Origin of the sequence: Streptosporangium sp. NPDC049046 (assembly GCF_040649155.1) — a bacterium.
Taxonomy (GTDB): Bacteria; Actinomycetota; Actinomycetes; order Streptosporangiales; family Streptosporangiaceae; genus Streptosporangium.
This window is the reverse complement of sequence record NZ_JBEZEZ010000004.1, coordinates 50935-66935: the sequence shown is the minus strand read 5'-3', so window position 1 is coordinate 66935 and position 16001 is coordinate 50935. Positions and strand designations below refer to the sequence as shown.

At 71.4% G+C, this 16001-nt stretch carries 12 protein-coding genes; 1 reads left to right on the top strand and 11 read right to left on the bottom strand.

From position 1 onward, the window contains the following. Positions 1-133: 133 nt before the first annotated feature. From AB0B96_RS06780 to zwf, 5 genes are all read right to left on the bottom strand, one after another. Positions 134-1375, bottom strand: coding sequence for a TIGR03118 family protein (locus AB0B96_RS06780; RefSeq protein ID WP_362896943.1), 1242 nt, complete (start codon positions 1373-1375; stop codon positions 134-136). Between the two features lie 115 nt (positions 1376-1490). Further along, on the bottom strand, positions 1491-2102 hold the full coding sequence (eda, locus tag AB0B96_RS06775; RefSeq protein ID WP_362896942.1) for a bifunctional 4-hydroxy-2-oxoglutarate aldolase/2-dehydro-3-deoxy-phosphogluconate aldolase: 612 nt from the start codon (positions 2100-2102) through the stop codon (positions 1491-1493). Continuing rightward, the gene (locus tag AB0B96_RS06770; protein WP_362896941.1) at positions 2099-3055 is read right to left on the bottom strand and encodes a glucokinase; all 957 of its coding nucleotides are present in this window, start codon (positions 3053-3055) and stop codon (positions 2099-2101) included. Before AB0B96_RS06770 ends, eda begins: the two co-directional genes overlap by 4 nt. 43 nt (positions 3056-3098) lie before the next feature. After that, complete coding sequence (edd, locus tag AB0B96_RS06765) at positions 3099-4994, bottom strand: phosphogluconate dehydratase (RefSeq protein WP_362896940.1); 1896 nt, start codon at positions 4992-4994, stop codon at positions 3099-3101. 74 nt (positions 4995-5068) lie between these two features. Further along, complete coding sequence (zwf, locus tag AB0B96_RS06760) at positions 5069-6544, bottom strand: glucose-6-phosphate dehydrogenase (protein WP_362896939.1); 1476 nt, start codon at positions 6542-6544, stop codon at positions 5069-5071. A gap of 147 nt (positions 6545-6691) precedes the next feature. Between zwf and AB0B96_RS06755 the strand changes: the two genes are divergently transcribed. After that, positions 6692-7903 (top strand): ROK family transcriptional regulator, encoded by a 1212-nt coding sequence (locus tag AB0B96_RS06755; protein ID WP_362896938.1) that lies wholly within the window; start codon positions 6692-6694, stop codon positions 7901-7903. 32 nt (positions 7904-7935) lie between these two features. On the opposite strand, the gene AB0B96_RS06750 is transcribed toward AB0B96_RS06755, so the two are convergent. Genes AB0B96_RS06750 through AB0B96_RS06725 form a run of 6 tightly spaced genes read right to left on the bottom strand, consistent with a single transcriptional unit; the run spans position 7936 to position 15709 of the window. Continuing rightward, positions 7936-9243: an MFS transporter gene (locus AB0B96_RS06750; RefSeq protein WP_362896937.1), complete on the bottom strand. Its 1308-nt coding sequence runs from the start codon at positions 9241-9243 to the stop codon at positions 7936-7938. Then, positions 9230-10099 (bottom strand): phytanoyl-CoA dioxygenase family protein, encoded by an 870-nt coding sequence (locus tag AB0B96_RS06745; RefSeq protein ID WP_362896936.1) that lies wholly within the window; start codon positions 10097-10099, stop codon positions 9230-9232. The genes AB0B96_RS06750 and AB0B96_RS06745 overlap by 14 nt, the downstream gene beginning before the upstream one ends. Then, entirely contained in the window at positions 10099-11175 is a 1077-nt protein-coding gene (locus AB0B96_RS06740; RefSeq protein ID WP_362896935.1) for a hypothetical protein, read from the bottom strand. The genes AB0B96_RS06745 and AB0B96_RS06740 overlap by 1 nt, the downstream gene beginning before the upstream one ends. A 44-nt stretch (positions 11176-11219) precedes the next feature. Beyond that, a complete protein-coding gene (locus AB0B96_RS06735; RefSeq protein WP_362896934.1) occupies positions 11220-12413 on the bottom strand; it encodes a hypothetical protein in 1194 nt (397 codons plus the stop codon). Beyond that, on the bottom strand, positions 12410-14500 hold the full coding sequence (locus AB0B96_RS06730) for a DegT/DnrJ/EryC1/StrS family aminotransferase (protein ID WP_362896933.1): 2091 nt from the start codon (positions 14498-14500) through the stop codon (positions 12410-12412). The genes AB0B96_RS06735 and AB0B96_RS06730 overlap by 4 nt, the downstream gene beginning before the upstream one ends. Before the next feature lie 15 nt (positions 14501-14515). Beyond that, positions 14516-15709: a radical SAM protein gene (locus tag AB0B96_RS06725; protein WP_362896932.1), complete on the bottom strand. Its 1194-nt coding sequence runs from the start codon at positions 15707-15709 to the stop codon at positions 14516-14518. Between the last annotated feature and the right edge of the window lie 292 nt (positions 15710-16001).

The window sequence follows — 16001 nt, the reverse complement described above, 5'->3', positions numbered from 1 at the left end:
GGACGCGCCGCGGCGCCGGCACCCCTCCCGCGATCCGTACGGGCCGATCTGCCGGCTCGGCCTCGTGGTCCGCTGGTGCAGGGGTGCCGGCGCCGCCGGGAAAGCCCTGGGCCTGACGCCCGTCGGTGGTCCGTCAGTAGTTGTAACCGGAGTTGTTGGAGCCGGAGTTGTTCGAGTTGCCGGAGTTGTGGGAACTCGGGTGCGAGGAGGGCGTGGGGGAGGAACCGCCCGTGGGAGAGGTCGTCGAGGTGGCCGCTCCGCCAGGCCTGATCAGGCCGAGCAGGCCGTGCGTACCGCCGTCGCTGCCCGCGCTGAACCACAGGGAGTTCGTGCCGCCGACGGTCTCGGTACCTGGCTCCAGGTCCCACAGGCCGCCGAGGGTGATGGGCCTGCCGTCGGAGGAGCGCAGCGGGCCGAGCGAGCGGCCGTTGCGCGGGTTGTAGGCGTTGATGCGGCCGTCGCCGAAGTTGCCGACCAGCAGGGCGCCGGAGAGGTTGCCGAAGTTCTTCGGGGCCAGCGTCATCGCCCAGGGGGCGTTGAGGGCTCCGCGCGCGACGAAGCGGCCGAGGAACCGGCCGGAGCCGTTGAACTGGCTGACGAACCCCTTGCCCTGCCCGGCCACGGACTTGCCGGTCTCGGGGTCGCGCTTGGCATACGCGACGAGCACGGAGTTGCCCACGACCTCCACGTTGAACGGCGCGTAGTTCTCCGGCAGGCCGGGGTCCTGGAACGCGCGGCGGCCCATCGAGATCCGGTCGAAGTCGCCGTTGAAGACGTGGATCCGGTTGCGGGCGAAGTCGGCGGCGAGCAGCATCGGCCCCCGGTTCGTCTGGGCGAGGGCGAGGCCCTTGAAGTCGGCGCCCTTGACGAACGCGCTGATGATCGCGTCGTCGGGGTCGGCCTCGGCGTTCCAGCCGGTGATCGCCCCGCTGGGGCTGGCGAAGATGAACGTGGCCGGCCCGGAACCACCGGGCCCCTTCACGACGAACTCCTCGCCCATGTTGACGACCTGCCCGGTGGGCCTGCCGCCGGGGACGCGGACCTGGGTCTTCTCCTGCTTCACGGTGCCCGCGCCGCCGGAGTAGACGGTGGCCAGGCCGGTGCCCGTGGCCGAGACCCAGAGGGTCTTGCCCATCGCCAGTCCCCACGGGTTGACCAGCGCGGGGTCGGTGACCGCGGCCCGTCCGCTGACGTCCGAGACCAGGTTGGTGACCGCGAAATGCTTTCGCAGGCTCTGTTGACCGGCCTTCTCGGGGCCGCTCGCGGTCCCGGCCTGTTTCGCTCCGGCCCGCGCCTGATGGGTCCCGGCGGACGCCGTACCGGCGACGCCCATGACCAGGACCGTGGCGCAGATCGTGACGGTGCGTACTCGCATTCATGGCTCCTCTGTGAGGGAGTGCCTTTCGCCGCGAGATACGCGTGGGGTCCGTGCGCGGTTCAGTCCGCTTCTCCAGGGCCGGCACCCGGGAGGATTCGCGGGGACGGGGGAGTCAGCGGAGGGCGGCCGCCTCGGCGGCCAGTTTCTCGATGCGCGAGTAGTCGCCGTCGGCGAGCGCGTCGGCCGGGGTGAGCCAGGTGCCGCCCACGCACCCGACGTTCGGCAACGCGAGATAGTCGGGGGCCGTCGCGAGCTTGATGCCACCCGTCGGGCAGAACGTGACCTGCGGCAACGGGCCGCCGAGTGCCTTCAGGTACGGCAGACCGCCGGCGGCCTCGGCGGGGAAGAACTTCATCTCGGTCACCCCGCGGTCGGCGAGCGCCATGACCTCGGAGGCGGTCGCCACACCGGGCAGGAACGGCACCCCGCTCACCTCCATGGCGTCGACCAGCCCCGGGGTGGTTCCCGGGCTGACCAGGAACTTGGCACCGGCCGCGACGGAGGCCGCCACGTCGGCCGGGGTGCGGATGGTGCCAGCGCCGATCACCGCCTCCGGGACCTCGGCGGCGATGCGCGTGATGGAGTCCAGGGCGGCGGTGGTGCGGAGGGTCACCTCGATGACCGGCAGGCCGCCCGCGACCAGGGCTCGGGCCAGGGGGACCGCGGTCTCCGGATCGTCGATCACGACGACCGGGACGACCGGGGCGATGTCGAGCAGACTCATGCGAACTCCATGGTGGACAGGCGCCGGCTCAGCCAGGCCGCCGCGCCGGTGAGGGCGGGTTGAGGGGCCACGATCAGCACCGTGGCGATGTCGGAAAGGTAGTCGTTCAGGGTCGGGGTGGCCTCGAAGCGACGGCGGAAGTCGCTGGAGCGGACCCGGTCCACGATACGCGGCAGCACGCCGCCGCCCAGGTAGACGCCACCCCGCGCGCCGAGGGTGAGGGCGACGTTCCCGGCGAAGGTGCCGAGCATGGCGCAGAAGACCTCGACGGTCTCCGCGCACAGTGAGTCGTCCATCCGGGCCACGATGTCGGAGGCGGACAGTGCCGGCGCGTCCGTTCCGTGGACGAGCGCGAGGGCCCGGTGCAGACGTGACAACCCCGGCCCGGACAGCAGGTGCTCGGCCACCACGTGCTCCAGGCCGTCTCCGCGCAGTGCCCGGACGATCTCGTGGTCCCGCCTGTCGAGGACGGGCGCCGTGACGTGCCCGCCCTCCCCGGGGATCGGCACCCATCCCTCGGCCGAGGGCACCAGACCGCCCACGCCGAGACCCGTCCCCGGCCCGAGCACGGCCTTGACGCCGTGCGAGGGCTCGGGACCGCCCAGCGAGACCAGGTCGTCGCCCCGCAGGTACGGCAGGGACGCGGCCAGGGCCTCGAAGTCGTTGAGCAGCCAGGCGTTCGGGATGCCCAGGTCGCGTACCGACCCGGTCCACCCGGAGTTGGTGAGCCGATAGCAGTCGCCCTCCACGGGCCCCGCGATCGCGACGCACGCGGCTCCCGGCTGAACTCCGCCCGCATGATCTGCGATATAGGCGGCTACGGCTTCGGGAAGGCCATCGTGTTCCGCGCCCGCGAGCACGGCCACCGCCTCGGGCTGTCCACCGGGCTCGGTGACCAGCCCGAACCGGGCGTTGGTGCCGCCGATGTCGGCGACGAGCCAGGGAAGGCTCACGAGATCTCCTTCGCGGACCGTGTGAAGGAGACGATGTGCGCGCTCACGCCCGGATCCCGCTCTGGGCGGTCGCCGGGCGGGTGCCGTTCGCGACGGCCTCGGCGTGGCCGTTCAGCGCGAAGACGCCCGCGCCGCGCTCGGCGGGGCCCGCCGCGCGGCGGAAGGCGCCGAACAGCTCGCGGCCGGTGCCGACCCACTGGGCGTCGGTGAGCGGCGCGCCCTGAAGGGGTCTGGCGGCCAGTTCCTCGGCGTCGACCAGCAGCTCCAGGGTGCCCGCGGCGGCGTCGAGGCGGATGGGGTCACCGTCGCGCACCAGCGCGATGGGGCCTCCGTCGGCGGCCTCGGGCGACAGGTGGATGGCCGCGGGGACCTTGCCGGACGCGCCGGACATGCGGCCGTCGGTGACGATCGCCACCCGCTGCCCCCTGTCCAGCAGCACCGCCATCGGCGGGGTGAGCTTGTGCAGCTCCGGCATGCCGTTCGCGCTCGGCCCCTGGTAGCGGATGACCGCCACGAAGTCCTGCCCGTCCAGCTCGCCCGCGTCGAAGGCGCGCAGCAGCTGAAGCTGGTCGTCGAAGACCTTGGCCGGGGCCTCGATGACGAGGTGCTCGTCCTTGACGGCGGAGACCTTGCTGACCGCGCGGCCCAGGTTGCCGTCGAGCATGTGGATGCCGCCGTCGGCGGAGAACGCCTCGGAGACCGGGCGCAGCACGTCGGGGTCGGTGCTGCCCTCGGTGCGCTCCTGCCAGACCAGCTCGCCCTCCTTGAGTTCGGCGGCCGAGCGGTAGTGGTCCAGCCCGCGCCCGGCGATCGTGAGCACGTCGCGGTGGAGCAGTCCGGCGTCCAGCAGGTCGCCGATGAGCACCTGCATGCCGCCCGCGGCCTGGAAGTGGTTCACGTCCGCGTGGCCGTTGGGGTACATGCGGGTCAGCAGCGGCACCGCCTTCGACAGCGCGGCCAGGTCGTCCCACAGGAGCTCGATGCCGGCCGCCGCGGCGATGGCGACGATGTGCATGGTGTGGTTGGTCGAGCCGCCGGTCGCGAGCAGTGCCACGCAGGCGTTGACGATCGCCTTCTCGTCGACGACCTCGCCGACGGGGGTGTACTCGGAGCCGTGCGCGGTCAGCTCGACCGCCCGCCTGCCCGCGGCCTTCGTCAGGGCCTCGCGCAGCTCGGTGCGCGGGTTGACGAACGTCGAGCCCGGCAGGTGCAGGCCCATGACCTCGATCATGACCTGGTTGGAGTTGGCGGTGCCGTAGAAGGTGCAGGTGCCGGGGGAGTGGTACGACTTCGCCTCGGCGTCCAGCAGCTCGCCCTTGCCGACCTTGCCCTCGGCGAACAGTTGCCGGGTGCGGGCCTTGACCTTGTTGGGCAGGCCGGAGGTCATCGGTCCGGCGGGGACGAACACCGCGGGCAGGTGGCCGAAGTGCAGCGCCCCGATCAGCAGGCCGGGAACGATCTTGTCGCAGACGCCGAGCATGAGGGAGGCGTCGAACATGTCGTGCGAGAGCGCGATCGCGGTGGCCATCGCGATGACCTCGCGGCTGTAGAGCGAGAGCTCCATACCCGCCCGGCCCTGCGTGACGCCGTCGCACATCGCGGGCACGCCCCCGGCGAACTGCGCGACGCCGCCGGCCTTCCTGACGGCGGCCTTGAGGATCGCCGGGTAGGTCTCGTACGGCTGGTGCGCCGACAGCATGTCGTTGTAGCTCGACACGATCGCCACGCCGGGCTTGACGTTGGCGCGCAGGTCCCGCTTGTCGCTCTCGCCCACGGCGGCGAAGCCGTGCGCGAGGTTCGCGCAGCCCAGGCTCGCCCTGGCGGGGCCGCGCAGGCGGGCCGCCTCGGCCTCGGCGTGAAGCCGGTTCAGGTAGGCGGTGCGGCTGGGGCGGCTGCGCTCGACCAGACGGTCGGTCACCTCCTGGATCACGGGGTGCATCCGGACTCCTCGATCGTGGTCGGCGTCATCGTTGCCGGGATGGTCGCTTCGGGCAGGGCGGTCGGCTCGCGTGCTCACTCCGCCCCCTCCTCGTGCCAGACGCGGCCGCTGCGGCCGACGAGCTCGTGGGCCGTGGCGGGTCCCGCGCTGCCCGCCGGATACGGCTCGGGCGGGGTTCCCCTGGACTCCCACTCGTCGAGGATCGGGTCGATCCACCGCCAGGCGGCCTCGACCTCGTCGCGCCGCATGAACAGGGTCGGGTTGCCGGCGAGGACGTCCATGAGCAGCCGCTCGTAGGCCTCGGGCACCCGGCCGGTGAAGGTCTCGGCGAAACTGAGGCTCAGCGGGACGGGCTTGAGCGCCACCTCGCCCGCGCCGGGCTCCTTGGCCATGATGTTCAGCTGGATGCCCTCGCTCGGCTGCAGCCGCAGCACGAGCCGGTTCGGCGTGCTGCCGGGGAAGATCGAGTGGGGCACGTCCTTGAACTGCACCACGATCTCCGAGCAGCGCTGCGGCATGCGCTTGCCCGTACGCAGGTAGAACGGAACCCCGGCCCAGCGCCAGTTCCTCACCTCGGCGCGGATCGCGGCGAAGGTCTCCACCCGGCGGGAGTCGTCGGTGGGCGCGGTGTTGTCGGGCTCGTCGAGGTAGCCGGGTACCGGGACGCCGCCGGACTCGCCCGCCGTGTACTGGCCGCGCACGGTGAAACGGTCCACCTCGCCGCCGGTGATGGCCCGCAGCGCCTGGAGGACCTTGACCTTCTCGTCGCGGATCGACTCGCGGTCGTTGCGCGACGGCGGCTCCATCGCCACCAGGCACAGCAGTTGGAGCAGGTGGTTCTGCACCATGTCGCGCAGCGCGCCGGCGTGGTCGTAGTAGCCGCGACGGCCGGGGGTGCCGACGGTCTCGGCGACGGTGATCTGGACGTGGTCGATCCACAGGGAGTTCCAGATCGGCTCCAGGAACGCGTTGGCGAACCGGAGCACGAGGAGGTTCTGGACCGTCTCCTTGCCCAGGTAGTGGTCGATGCGGTAGATCTGCCGCTCGTCGAAGATGGCGCCGACCTCGTCGTTGATCCGCATCGCGCTGCGCAGGTCGCGTCCGAGCGGCTTCTCCAGCACCACCCGCGAGGCGGGGGTGACCAGGCCGGCGCGGTGCGCCTCGCGGCAGAACGGGCCGAATGTCATGGGCGGGCTGGCCAGGTAGAACACCCGGTCGCGGCGCTCGTGCCCGTCGAGCGTCCTGGCGAGTCTCGTCCACCCCGTGGGGTCCTGGCCGCTGATGTCGATGGTGACGTGGTGCAGGCGGCCGAGGAAGCGCCGCCAGGTGTCGAGGTCGTCCTGCGGCACCGAGCCGCGCATCGCGGCGTCCACCTTGCCGCGGAAGTCGGCGTCGTCGAGCCCGCCGCGGGACATCGCGATCACGCGGGTCTCGGGGGCGAGACGTCCGTCCCGGTCGGAGTGGTAGAGCGCCGGGAGGAGTTTCCGCATGGAGAGGTCGCCGGTGCCGCCGAAGACGATGAGGTCGGCGGGTTGCGGGGTCTCGGACATCGGGGGAACTCTCCGTGATGATCTATCGAATTTGGGGATAGATCGGACACTAGCTAGATCTTGCGCTCTACACAAGCGGAGTTTTGTAATTTGAGATGAGAAAGTAGGAAGTTTTCATTTCCTAAGTGGGTGTGATTCACTTGGCGGATGCCTCGACGTCCCGCTGCCGCGCTGGCCACCAGCGGTGAGGTGTTGCGCCTCATCCGCTCGGGCGAGGCCGCCACCCGAGCGGACATAGGGCGTGTCACCGGCCTGTCCAGACCCGCCGTGTCCCTGCGCGTCACCGAGCTGCTGGAGCGGCGCCTCGTCGTGGAGGACAGTGAGGGCCCCTCCACCGGAGGCCGCCCGCCCACCCGCCTGGTCTTCAACGCCTCAGGCGGGGTCGTCCTGGTCGGCTCTCTCGGCGCGAGCCGCGCACAGGTCGCCGTCTGCGACCTCGCGGGCAAGGTGCTGGCCGACACCGCCCTCTCGGTGGACGTGGAGGAGGGGCCGGACGTCGTCCTGCCGCTGGTCATGCGGAGCTGGAGCGAGCTGCTCGGCGACCGCCCCGTCTCCCTGGTCCGCGGCGTCGGCCTGGGGGTCCCCGCCACGGTGGAGTTCGCGGCCGGTCGCACCGAGAGCGCCCGGATCATGGCCAGCTGGACCGGTGTGGCCATCCCGCCGATCATCGCCGAGAGCTTCCCCGCCCCCGTCTTCCTCGACAACGACGTGAACGTCATCGCGATCGGTGAGCACCGCGAGGTCTACGCGGGCGAGGCCGACGACCTGCTGTTCATCAAGGTGTCCACCAGGATCGGCTCCGGAGTGATCGCCGGGGGCGAGATCCTGCGGGGGGCGCTGGGCGCCGCGGGGGAGATCGGGCACATCCCGGTCCGCGACGGCGGGGGCGTCCTGTGCCGCTGCGGCAACATCGACTGCGTCGACTCCGTCGCCAGCGGCACCGCGATCCTGCGTCAGCTCCGGGCCAGGGGGCACGAGGTCACGAGTCTCGCCGACGTGGTGAGCCTGGTCAGGGCAGGGGACGCGGAGACCATGACCGTGGTCCGCGACGCCGCCCGGATGCTCGGCGAGGTCGTCGCCAGCGCGGTCAACCTGCTCAACCCCTCGGTGGTCGTTCTCGGCGGAGACGTCGCGGAGACCTTCCAGCCGATGGTCTCGGGGGTCCGCGAGGTCATCTACCGCCGCTCGACGGCGCTGGCCACCCGCAACCTGCGGATAGAGCGCAGCCGGCTCGGCCCGAGCGCCGGGATCATCGGCTGCGCCCACATGGTCCTGGACCACATCCTGTCGCCCGAGGCCGTCGACTCCGCCGGCTGGCAACCGCCGCGCTCGGTCCGCTCCGTCCGCTCCCTCGTCTGAGCCCTCTCGTCTGGAGCCCGTCTCGTCGCCTGCTACGCCTCCTGCGGGCTCTCCCTGCGATCCGCCGTGCCCGTGGACCTGGCGTTGAGCACCACCAGCGCCAGCAGGACGAGCAACCCGGCGAAGGTCGCGGCCAGGCCCACGAACTCGGCGAACCAGCCGACCAGGACGGGGCCCAGCAGCAGTCCCGAGTAGGTCAGCGTGGTGAACCTGGCCAGTGCCGCGGCCGCCCCGAGGCCCTCCGCGCCGCCGTGCCCCACCGCGCTGAAGATGAGGGGGAGCAGGACCGAGAGACCGATCCCCACCACCGCGAAACCCGCGATCGCGACGACGATCCCCGGGCTGAGCACGACCATCAGCAGGCCGCAGAGGGCGATGCCACCGCTCACCCTGACCAGGGCGGGCGCGCCGTACCGCTCGTGGAGGCGGTCACCGACGAGGCGGCCCGCGGTCTGGCACAGGTTGAAGAACGTGTATCCCAGCGAGGCGACGGCGAGGGTGGCGCCGCGATCCTCCAGGAGGAAGACACCGCTCCAGTTACCGACCGCGCCCTCCAGGATCAGGATGACGGCGCCCATCGCGCCGAACATCAGCACCCGCGGGGTCCACCCGTCCCGCCACTTCACCCGGACCTTCTTCTCACCCTCCCGGCTCGTGTGCCGGTCGGCCGAGGCCGGCAGCATCCACAGCCCGGTGACCAGCGAGAAGAGGGCCACGGCCACGCCCAGCCACAGGAAGTGCGACATGGGGGTGAGGCCGGCCTGGATGGCGAGGCCGCCCAGCACGGAGGCGATCATCGCGCCGATGCTCCAGGCGGCGTGGCAGCGGTTCATGACGGACCGTTTGTGAGCGCGCTCGACCGCGATGGCGTGGGCGTTCATGGAGACGTCGAGAAGCCCGTCGATCAGACCGAAGATCACCAGTGCGACGGCGAGCTGGATCGGATCGGAGGCCAGCGCGAGGCCGACCAGGGAGAGCGGCAGCGCCACCCCGGTCACCCGGGCGATCGGCGCGCTGCCGTACCGGGCCACCAGGCCACCGGCGAGCTGCATGGCGATCAGGGCCGAGACGGAGGGGACGACGAGCAGGAGACCGAGCTGCCCGGCGGAGAGGCCGTGCTCCACCTTCAGCGAGGGGACCCTGATCAGGAAGCTGGCGTAGGAGATCCCCACGATCAGGAACGCCGACATCGCGGCGAGGCGGGTCAGGCCCGCGGCCCGCGACATCACCGCTTCGGGAGGCGTCCCCGGCGGCTCACCGGCGGGAGAGTCCACCCCGGGCGGCTCGTTGGGAGGCCGTCCTCCGGAGGCGGGTTCGGTCATGTTCTCAGGCGCCGTCATCGCCGGCCCACTCCTTCATCCACCTGGGGTCCACTTCGTCCTCCTCGCGGATGAACCGCACGTCGGCCGAGACACGCATGACGTCGGTCACGGTGTCGAGGGAGGCGTGCACCACGTACGGGTTGTGCACGGTCAGGTCGCCCGCCTCGTAGTCGCTCCACAGCCATCGCCGGTCGACGACGCGGGCCGTCGTCTGGAGGTCGTGGCTGATCGGCCGGGAGTCGTGGGCCCGATCGGTTCGAAGCCGCGCCGGGTCGAACCGCTCCGCGGACTCCCGGTGCGAGCCCTCCAGGTAGACCAGGCCCCCGGTCTCCATCGGGCAGTCGCCGACGGGTATCCACATCGTCAGGACGCGGTCGCTGCCCTGGGACATGTACGCGTGATCGGTGTGGGCGCGGGAGGCCCGCAGCGAGCCCGCGTAGAAGTGGCGCAGGATGCCCCGGGGCAGCAGCCGGACGGGGCCACCGAGCAGGGTCGAGGCGAGCTCCGTCAGGGCCGGTTGCCGGGCGAACGAGGCGAACCGCTCGGTACGCACGAAGTCGTAGGCGGGGTGGTCCCTCACCCCGTGGGAGGGCAGCCCCTCCGGCGGGCGGCCCGAGAAGACGCCCTCCTCGGGGGTGGTCCCCGGCTTGAGCAGACCTTCGGGAAACGCCGACAGGTACGCCGCCCGCAGGGAGAGGACCGCCTCGCGGTCGAGGAACCCCCGCAGCAGCAACAGACCGTCGTCGTGGAACCGCCGCCTGAGCGCCTCGGGATCGCCGAGCAGCGCGCTGCTGTCGGCGAGCGGGGCGAACAACTCGTCGGTGAACGGGATGGGCACGCCGTTGGAGGAGACGGCCCGCCTGTCTCCTGGCATCAGTAGACCCCCTCGGTGATCTGGTCGGCGTCCTCCGCCTCGTAGGGCCCCACTCGCGCGACCCCCGGCCACGGAAACCAGGGATGCGGCGGAGCGGAGACGGCGCTGTCCCGCTCCAGCAGGTTGGGCAGGAAGAGATCCTCCAGGAGGGTCACCGCCCTGATCCGGCCCCGCTCACCGGTGGCGGCCTCCTGCCAGACGTCGTCGGGCCGGACGACGTGCATGACCGCGAAGGGCGGCGGCAGATGGTAGCTGTGCGGCTCCTCGGGGGAGGGGGCGTCACCCTGGAGGGCGTGCCCGACGAGGGTGTTTCCGTAGGTGTCGATCCACTGGACCCCGTCCAGATACTCCTCGCGCAGATAGCGCGCCTCCTCGGGGGAGCAGGAGGTGCCGCCGGTGCACACCGCGCGGACGCCGTACTCGGCGAGGGGCTTGTCCAGTGCGGGGGCGAGCGACAGGAGCAGTTTGGCGGTGGTGAAGAGCAGGCTGACCCGCTCGTCCCGCAGGAGGTCCGCCGTCTGCGCGACGAGGTGCTCGACGTAGGCGTCGGCGCCGTCGCCGGTGCCGTCGTTGGAGGCGCGAAGCAGGTGTTTCACCCAGCGCGGGTCGAAGTCCACGGAGAAGACCGCCGCCCCCCAGCTGTCGCCGAGCAGCTTGACGAAATGCCCGTAGGCGTGCGGGCCGCTGGGCGTCATGGCCAGGATGTCGCCGCCGAGCAGGCCGCGGGCCTCCAGCATGACGCGGTACATCTTCACGTCGTAGACGGCGCGGGTCACATCGACGACCCGGTACGGCGGCCCGGACGTCCCGCCGGTCTCCACGACGCGGAACGGCCGCCCCGCGAAGCCCCTGGGCACGAGGTCGCGCGCGCTCACCCCCCGCAGGTCGGTCTTGTCGAACAGGCCGAACAGGCGCAGGGAGGCGTAGTCGGTGACGTCGCGGATCGGGTCGAAGGGCAGGCGGCTCCTGCGCGCCAGCCAGAACGGTGAGCCGGTCTCCTCGCTGAAGTGCCAGCTCATCATGCGCGCCGTCCACTCGTCGAGGGACTCGCGCATGGCGGGGATCTGTTCTCGCATGGCGTCCAGCAGGGAGCCGACCGGGAGGTGATGACTGCTCGGGTTCAGGACGACACTCCTTGGGGAACGGCCGCGAAGCAGGCCGGGTGTACGAAGCGGGACCCGGCGGCGACGTCACGCGCTCCCGCCTCGTCCGCGGAGACGACGACGGCGAAGGGGAAGGGCAGCTCGCAGCCGACGAGTGGATGGCCGACGTCGTCGACGTGGACGAGGGTGGGCGCGAGGAACGTCGTCCCGCCCGACCTGACCAGGAGCGGCCGCCGGGTGAGGACGCGCCCGCCGGGGGCGAGCCGGTCGGAGACGAACGCGGCCATGCGCGCGGCGTCGGCCTCGGGCCACGACGCCTGCGGCAGGCGCGGGTCGGGCGGGTCGAGGGAGATGCCGTCGAGCACCGCCGCGACCGCGCTGCCGCGCTCGACGGCATCTTCCCCGGCCGTCCGCAGGCAGACCACCGTGGACACGCAGGTGCAGAACCGGCCCGCGTCCCGCGCGATCCGGAAGGCGAGCTCGGTGGGATCCACCGGCTCCCGCGCGCCCACGATCACGCAGGCCCGCCCGGGGCCGCGCAGATCGAGGGACGGCGTGTCCATCGCCGGTTCCGCGGCCAGGCCGTCGCCGCCGTAGACGACCTGCCTGTCGGTCGCCCGGATCAGCGCGGGCAGGACCCGGGGCGCGCTCGGGTAGTAGCCCAGCGTCTCCGGCGGCCAGCCCACGCTCAGCAGGGCACCGATCAGGCGGGCCGACGACAGCGGCTCGCGCCTGCTGGGGCGGACCCAGACCGCCGCGCCCGACAGCGCCGCCTCGAGCACTCCCTCCAGGCAGGTGAAGGTGTTGGCGGGCAGGGAGACCAGGGTGAGCCCGCCGGTCTCGCGCACGTCCGCCACGAGCTCCTCCAGCCGCTCGCCGAGCATCGCCGACCAGCGGCGCACGAGAACGGAGGGGAGCCCCGCCGTGGCGCGCATCGCCTCGTCGAACCCCCCGGCGTCCTGGACGCCGAGGGACTCGACGGGTACGCGGCCGTGCCCGAACAGCGCGACGGCCTCGCGGAGCATCTCCAGGCGCCGGGCGAAGGGGGGAACGGTCGTCGCGGCACGACGCGCCCGCAGGCGCGCGCCGTCGTCGCGGACGAGGATCTCCGGGGCGAGGGAGAGCGACGGCCCTCCGGGGACGGGCACGGTGTCCATCGACCGGTACCACCGTCCCGCGCGCAGCAACGGCAGGACCGCCTCGCCGGTCACGACAGCGCGTCCCGTAGCGCGTGGACGACCCGCTCCTGCTGGGCTCGCGTCATGCCGGGAAAGAGCGGCAGGCAGATGTGGCGGGAGGTGAACGCCTCGGCGTTCGGGAAGGACCGGTTCGCGAAGCGCCGGGCGAAGTAGGGCTGGCGATGGAGCGGGACGTCGTACACCTCGCCCGCGAGCCGTACCCCCTCGGCGCGGAGGTGCCGCTTGAGCGCCGCGCGGTCGACGCCTTCGGGCAGCAGGGCGAGATACTTGTAGTGGTTCGTCGCGCACCCCGCGGGTACGGCGGGGCGCTTCAGTGCGGGCACGCCGGCCAGGCCGTCGTCGTACCGGGCGGCCAGTTCCGTACGCTCGGCCAGCACCTCGGCCAGCCGGGCCAGATGGGTGAGGCCCACCGCCGCGTGCAGTTCGCTCATCCGCCAGTTGCTGCCGAGATCGTCGTGGAGGTTCTCCTCGAAGGAGCGCTTGCCGTGGTCGCGCAGGTGCATGACGCGCCTCAGGTCGTTCTCGTCCGCGCTGAGCAGGCCGCCCTCGCCACTGGTGATGATCTTGGTGGGGTACAGGGAGAAGGCGGCCAACCGGCCGAAGGTGCCCGCCCGGCGTCCGTGCAGCGAGGAGCCGAGGGCGTGGGCGGCGTCCTCGACGACGGCGATCCCCTGCCTGTCGCACTCGGCCAGCACCTCGGCCAGCGAGTCGGGGACGACCCCGGCGATGTGCACGGGAACGACCGCGGCCACGTCCTCGTGGGCGGCGAGGGCGGCGCGCAGCCCGTCGGGGTCCATGCCGAGACCGTCCGGCTCCATGTCGACGAAGTCGACCCGGGCGCCGGCGCGGACGGCACTCGCCGCGGTCGCGAAGAAGGTGTTGGCCGGGACCAGGACGGTGCGTCCCTCGACCCCGACGATCCGTAGCGCGATCTCCAGGGCGGAGGAGCCCGAGCTCACCGCCGCCGTGCCACGCCCGATCTCCCCGGTCGCGAGCGCCTCCAGCCGGGTGCCGCGCGTTCCGAGCGTGAGGGACCCGGAGGCGAGGGCGTCGTCGACGAGGTCCAGGATGTCCAGGCGGGCCCGGACGTCGAACCCGATCCTGGCCGCGGGCACGTCCGGCGTGTCGGTGACGGGCTCGGCCAGGGACCGGGTGAAGAAGTCCGCCGCCTCGGCCAGGCCGGTGCCGTGGCCCATGGGCAGCGGCAGGATCTCGGCCGAGGGGTGGGCGCTCACGATCCGTTCGCCGGCGGTCTTGGCGTCGCCGGGATCGAGGCGTCCGTCGGCCGTGCCGTACTGGACCTGCAGGGGAGCGGGGGCGAGCGCCGCGTACAGGTCGGGGAGGTCGGCGTGACGCAGGATCGACGGCAGGGCGACGTACTGGTTCCAGGCCAGCGACCGGCCGATCATCGTCTCGTACGTGCCCAGGTGGCTGGCGGCGCACAGCGGGAGCGGCTCCTGGCGCAGCAGCGCGGCGTGCAGCGCCACGGCCGCGCCCATGCTGTGCCCGAACAGGCCGATCCGCCCGGGTGCCACGTCCGGATGCGCGCCGAGCCAGTCGAGCGCGGCTCCCGCGTCCTCCGCCATCGCCCCGAGGAGGCTCCCGCCGCGCAGCCGCAGCGTGCCGTCCAGCACGTCGCCGGGATCGCGCCCGCCCAGCGTGGCGGGCTCGGCCCAGCGGTCGAGACCGTGGTCGAGGGTGAGGGTGAGGAAACCGGCCCGGGTCAGGTGCGCGGCGACGTCGCGCCCGGGATGGTCGGGAGGCAGGAGCCCGGTGACCCGTTCCAGGGTCGCGTTGCGCCCCGGGCAGACCAGCACGGCCGGCCACGGCCCCGGGCCCGGCGGGGCCAGCATGACCGCGCGCAGCTCCCGGCGGTCCTCGTGCTCGAAGAGGTAGTGGTCCACCCGCGGCTCCCCGCCCTCCTGCCTGCGGGTGGAGCGCACCCGAAGGCGCACCTGCCGGGTGGCGGCCAGCCGGGCCACCACCCTGCGCACCTGGCCGTTGCGGGCGGCGGCGAGGGCGGGGTCGGACGTGGGGGAGCCGGGGGCGGAATCGACCGGAGAATGGCCGAGATGGTGGAACCGGTCGATCGACGTCAACGCGAACCCCGGATCTCAGACGAAGTCGGCGTGGAGCGTGTGCGGAACCTCGACGCGGTAGGTGTTCAGTGCGTCGTCCAGCTTGATCCGCCCCTTGCGCAGCCATTCGAGCAGCTCGTTCTGCGGCCGGTAGAAACAGGATTTGCACAGGTCGGTCCTGAGCGGGTTGCTCGACTCCCACTCGGCTCTGGGGCCGCCCTCAAGGACGTTCAGGTAACCGTCCTGGAGCACGTTGCCGATGCGGTAGCGGCTGTTCAGGTGGACCTGGGGGCAGGGGTAGAGATGGCCGTCCGCTCCGACGGCCGTGACGAAGCGGCTGTAGTGGCAGTGGTCGAAGTCGCCCTCGACGGACTCCACCTGGTCCATCGGTCCCCGGTCGAGCTTGGGCACGGAGACCTCGAACTCCTCCGACGACAGCGCGGAGACCTCGTCGAGCGAGGCGGAGACCTCCGCCATGACCTGCTCGATCGTCTCGTGGCCCATCGAACTGTAGAACTCCGGCTCGAACCGTACGTAGTGGGCTCCGGAGTCGCGCGCTATCAGGGCGGCCTGCGTGATCTCCCGGTAGTTCTGCATAGTGATCACGAAGTTGAACCCGATGCGGAACTCGGGGTCGACGGCGTTGTCGCGCAACCTGCGGACGGAGCCGAGGAAGGACTTGAACGTCTGCTCGCGGTCCCGGGTGATCTCGTTGAAGGTGGCCTCGGTGCCGGCGTTGAGGCCGATGCGCACCCAGGTGTGGGTGTTCACCACGCAGTCGGCGATGTCGTCCCTGTGCAGGCGGGAGCCATTGGTGATGAGGCCGATGCGCAGCCCGGCTGCATGCCCGGAATCACAGATCTCCGTATAGCCCTTGTGAATGGTGCATTCGCCGCTGCCACAGAATGTGACGGCCCGGCCGCCGGACTCGGCGAATTCCCGCATGAGCCTGACGCTCTTGTCGGTGGGAATCGCGTCCTTGAAGGAGAACAGATCGTAGAAATTCTCCTCGTTCGGCGAGTGGAAGTTGCAGAAATTGCAGCGCATATTACAGGCACCCATGATGCCGATGCGCATATGGACGGGCCGGAAGCTCTCCCCATTGACGAACTTCCTCAGCAGGTCCTCGTGAGCCATGACCTTGTCGGGAGCGTGTGCCTGGTCGAGTTCGACCTCCGCCAGGCCCTCCCCGTTGGTGGGTCTCGCCGACCGGTAACTCTCGTTCGACATTTCATCCCCAATCGACCAGGAGGATTTGATCAACCCGGTCCTTGTGCCAAATTCGGCGTGCTGGCAACGTCGTTCGGATACGTGTTGAAGTAGGTCGATTTAGGGTTGGGATCGTGACATTCGGGCTATGGGAGCGCTCCCAAATCGGGATCCTAAATGACGCTCCTAAATGGGTCAAGTCCTCTTGTGGGGCATTTTCGGACACGATACGGTACGTCGGGGTCCGACATTCGCGCGGCCGGAGGGAGTTCGTGCAGGTGGAGGGAAACGGCATGACAGAAACCCCAATAGC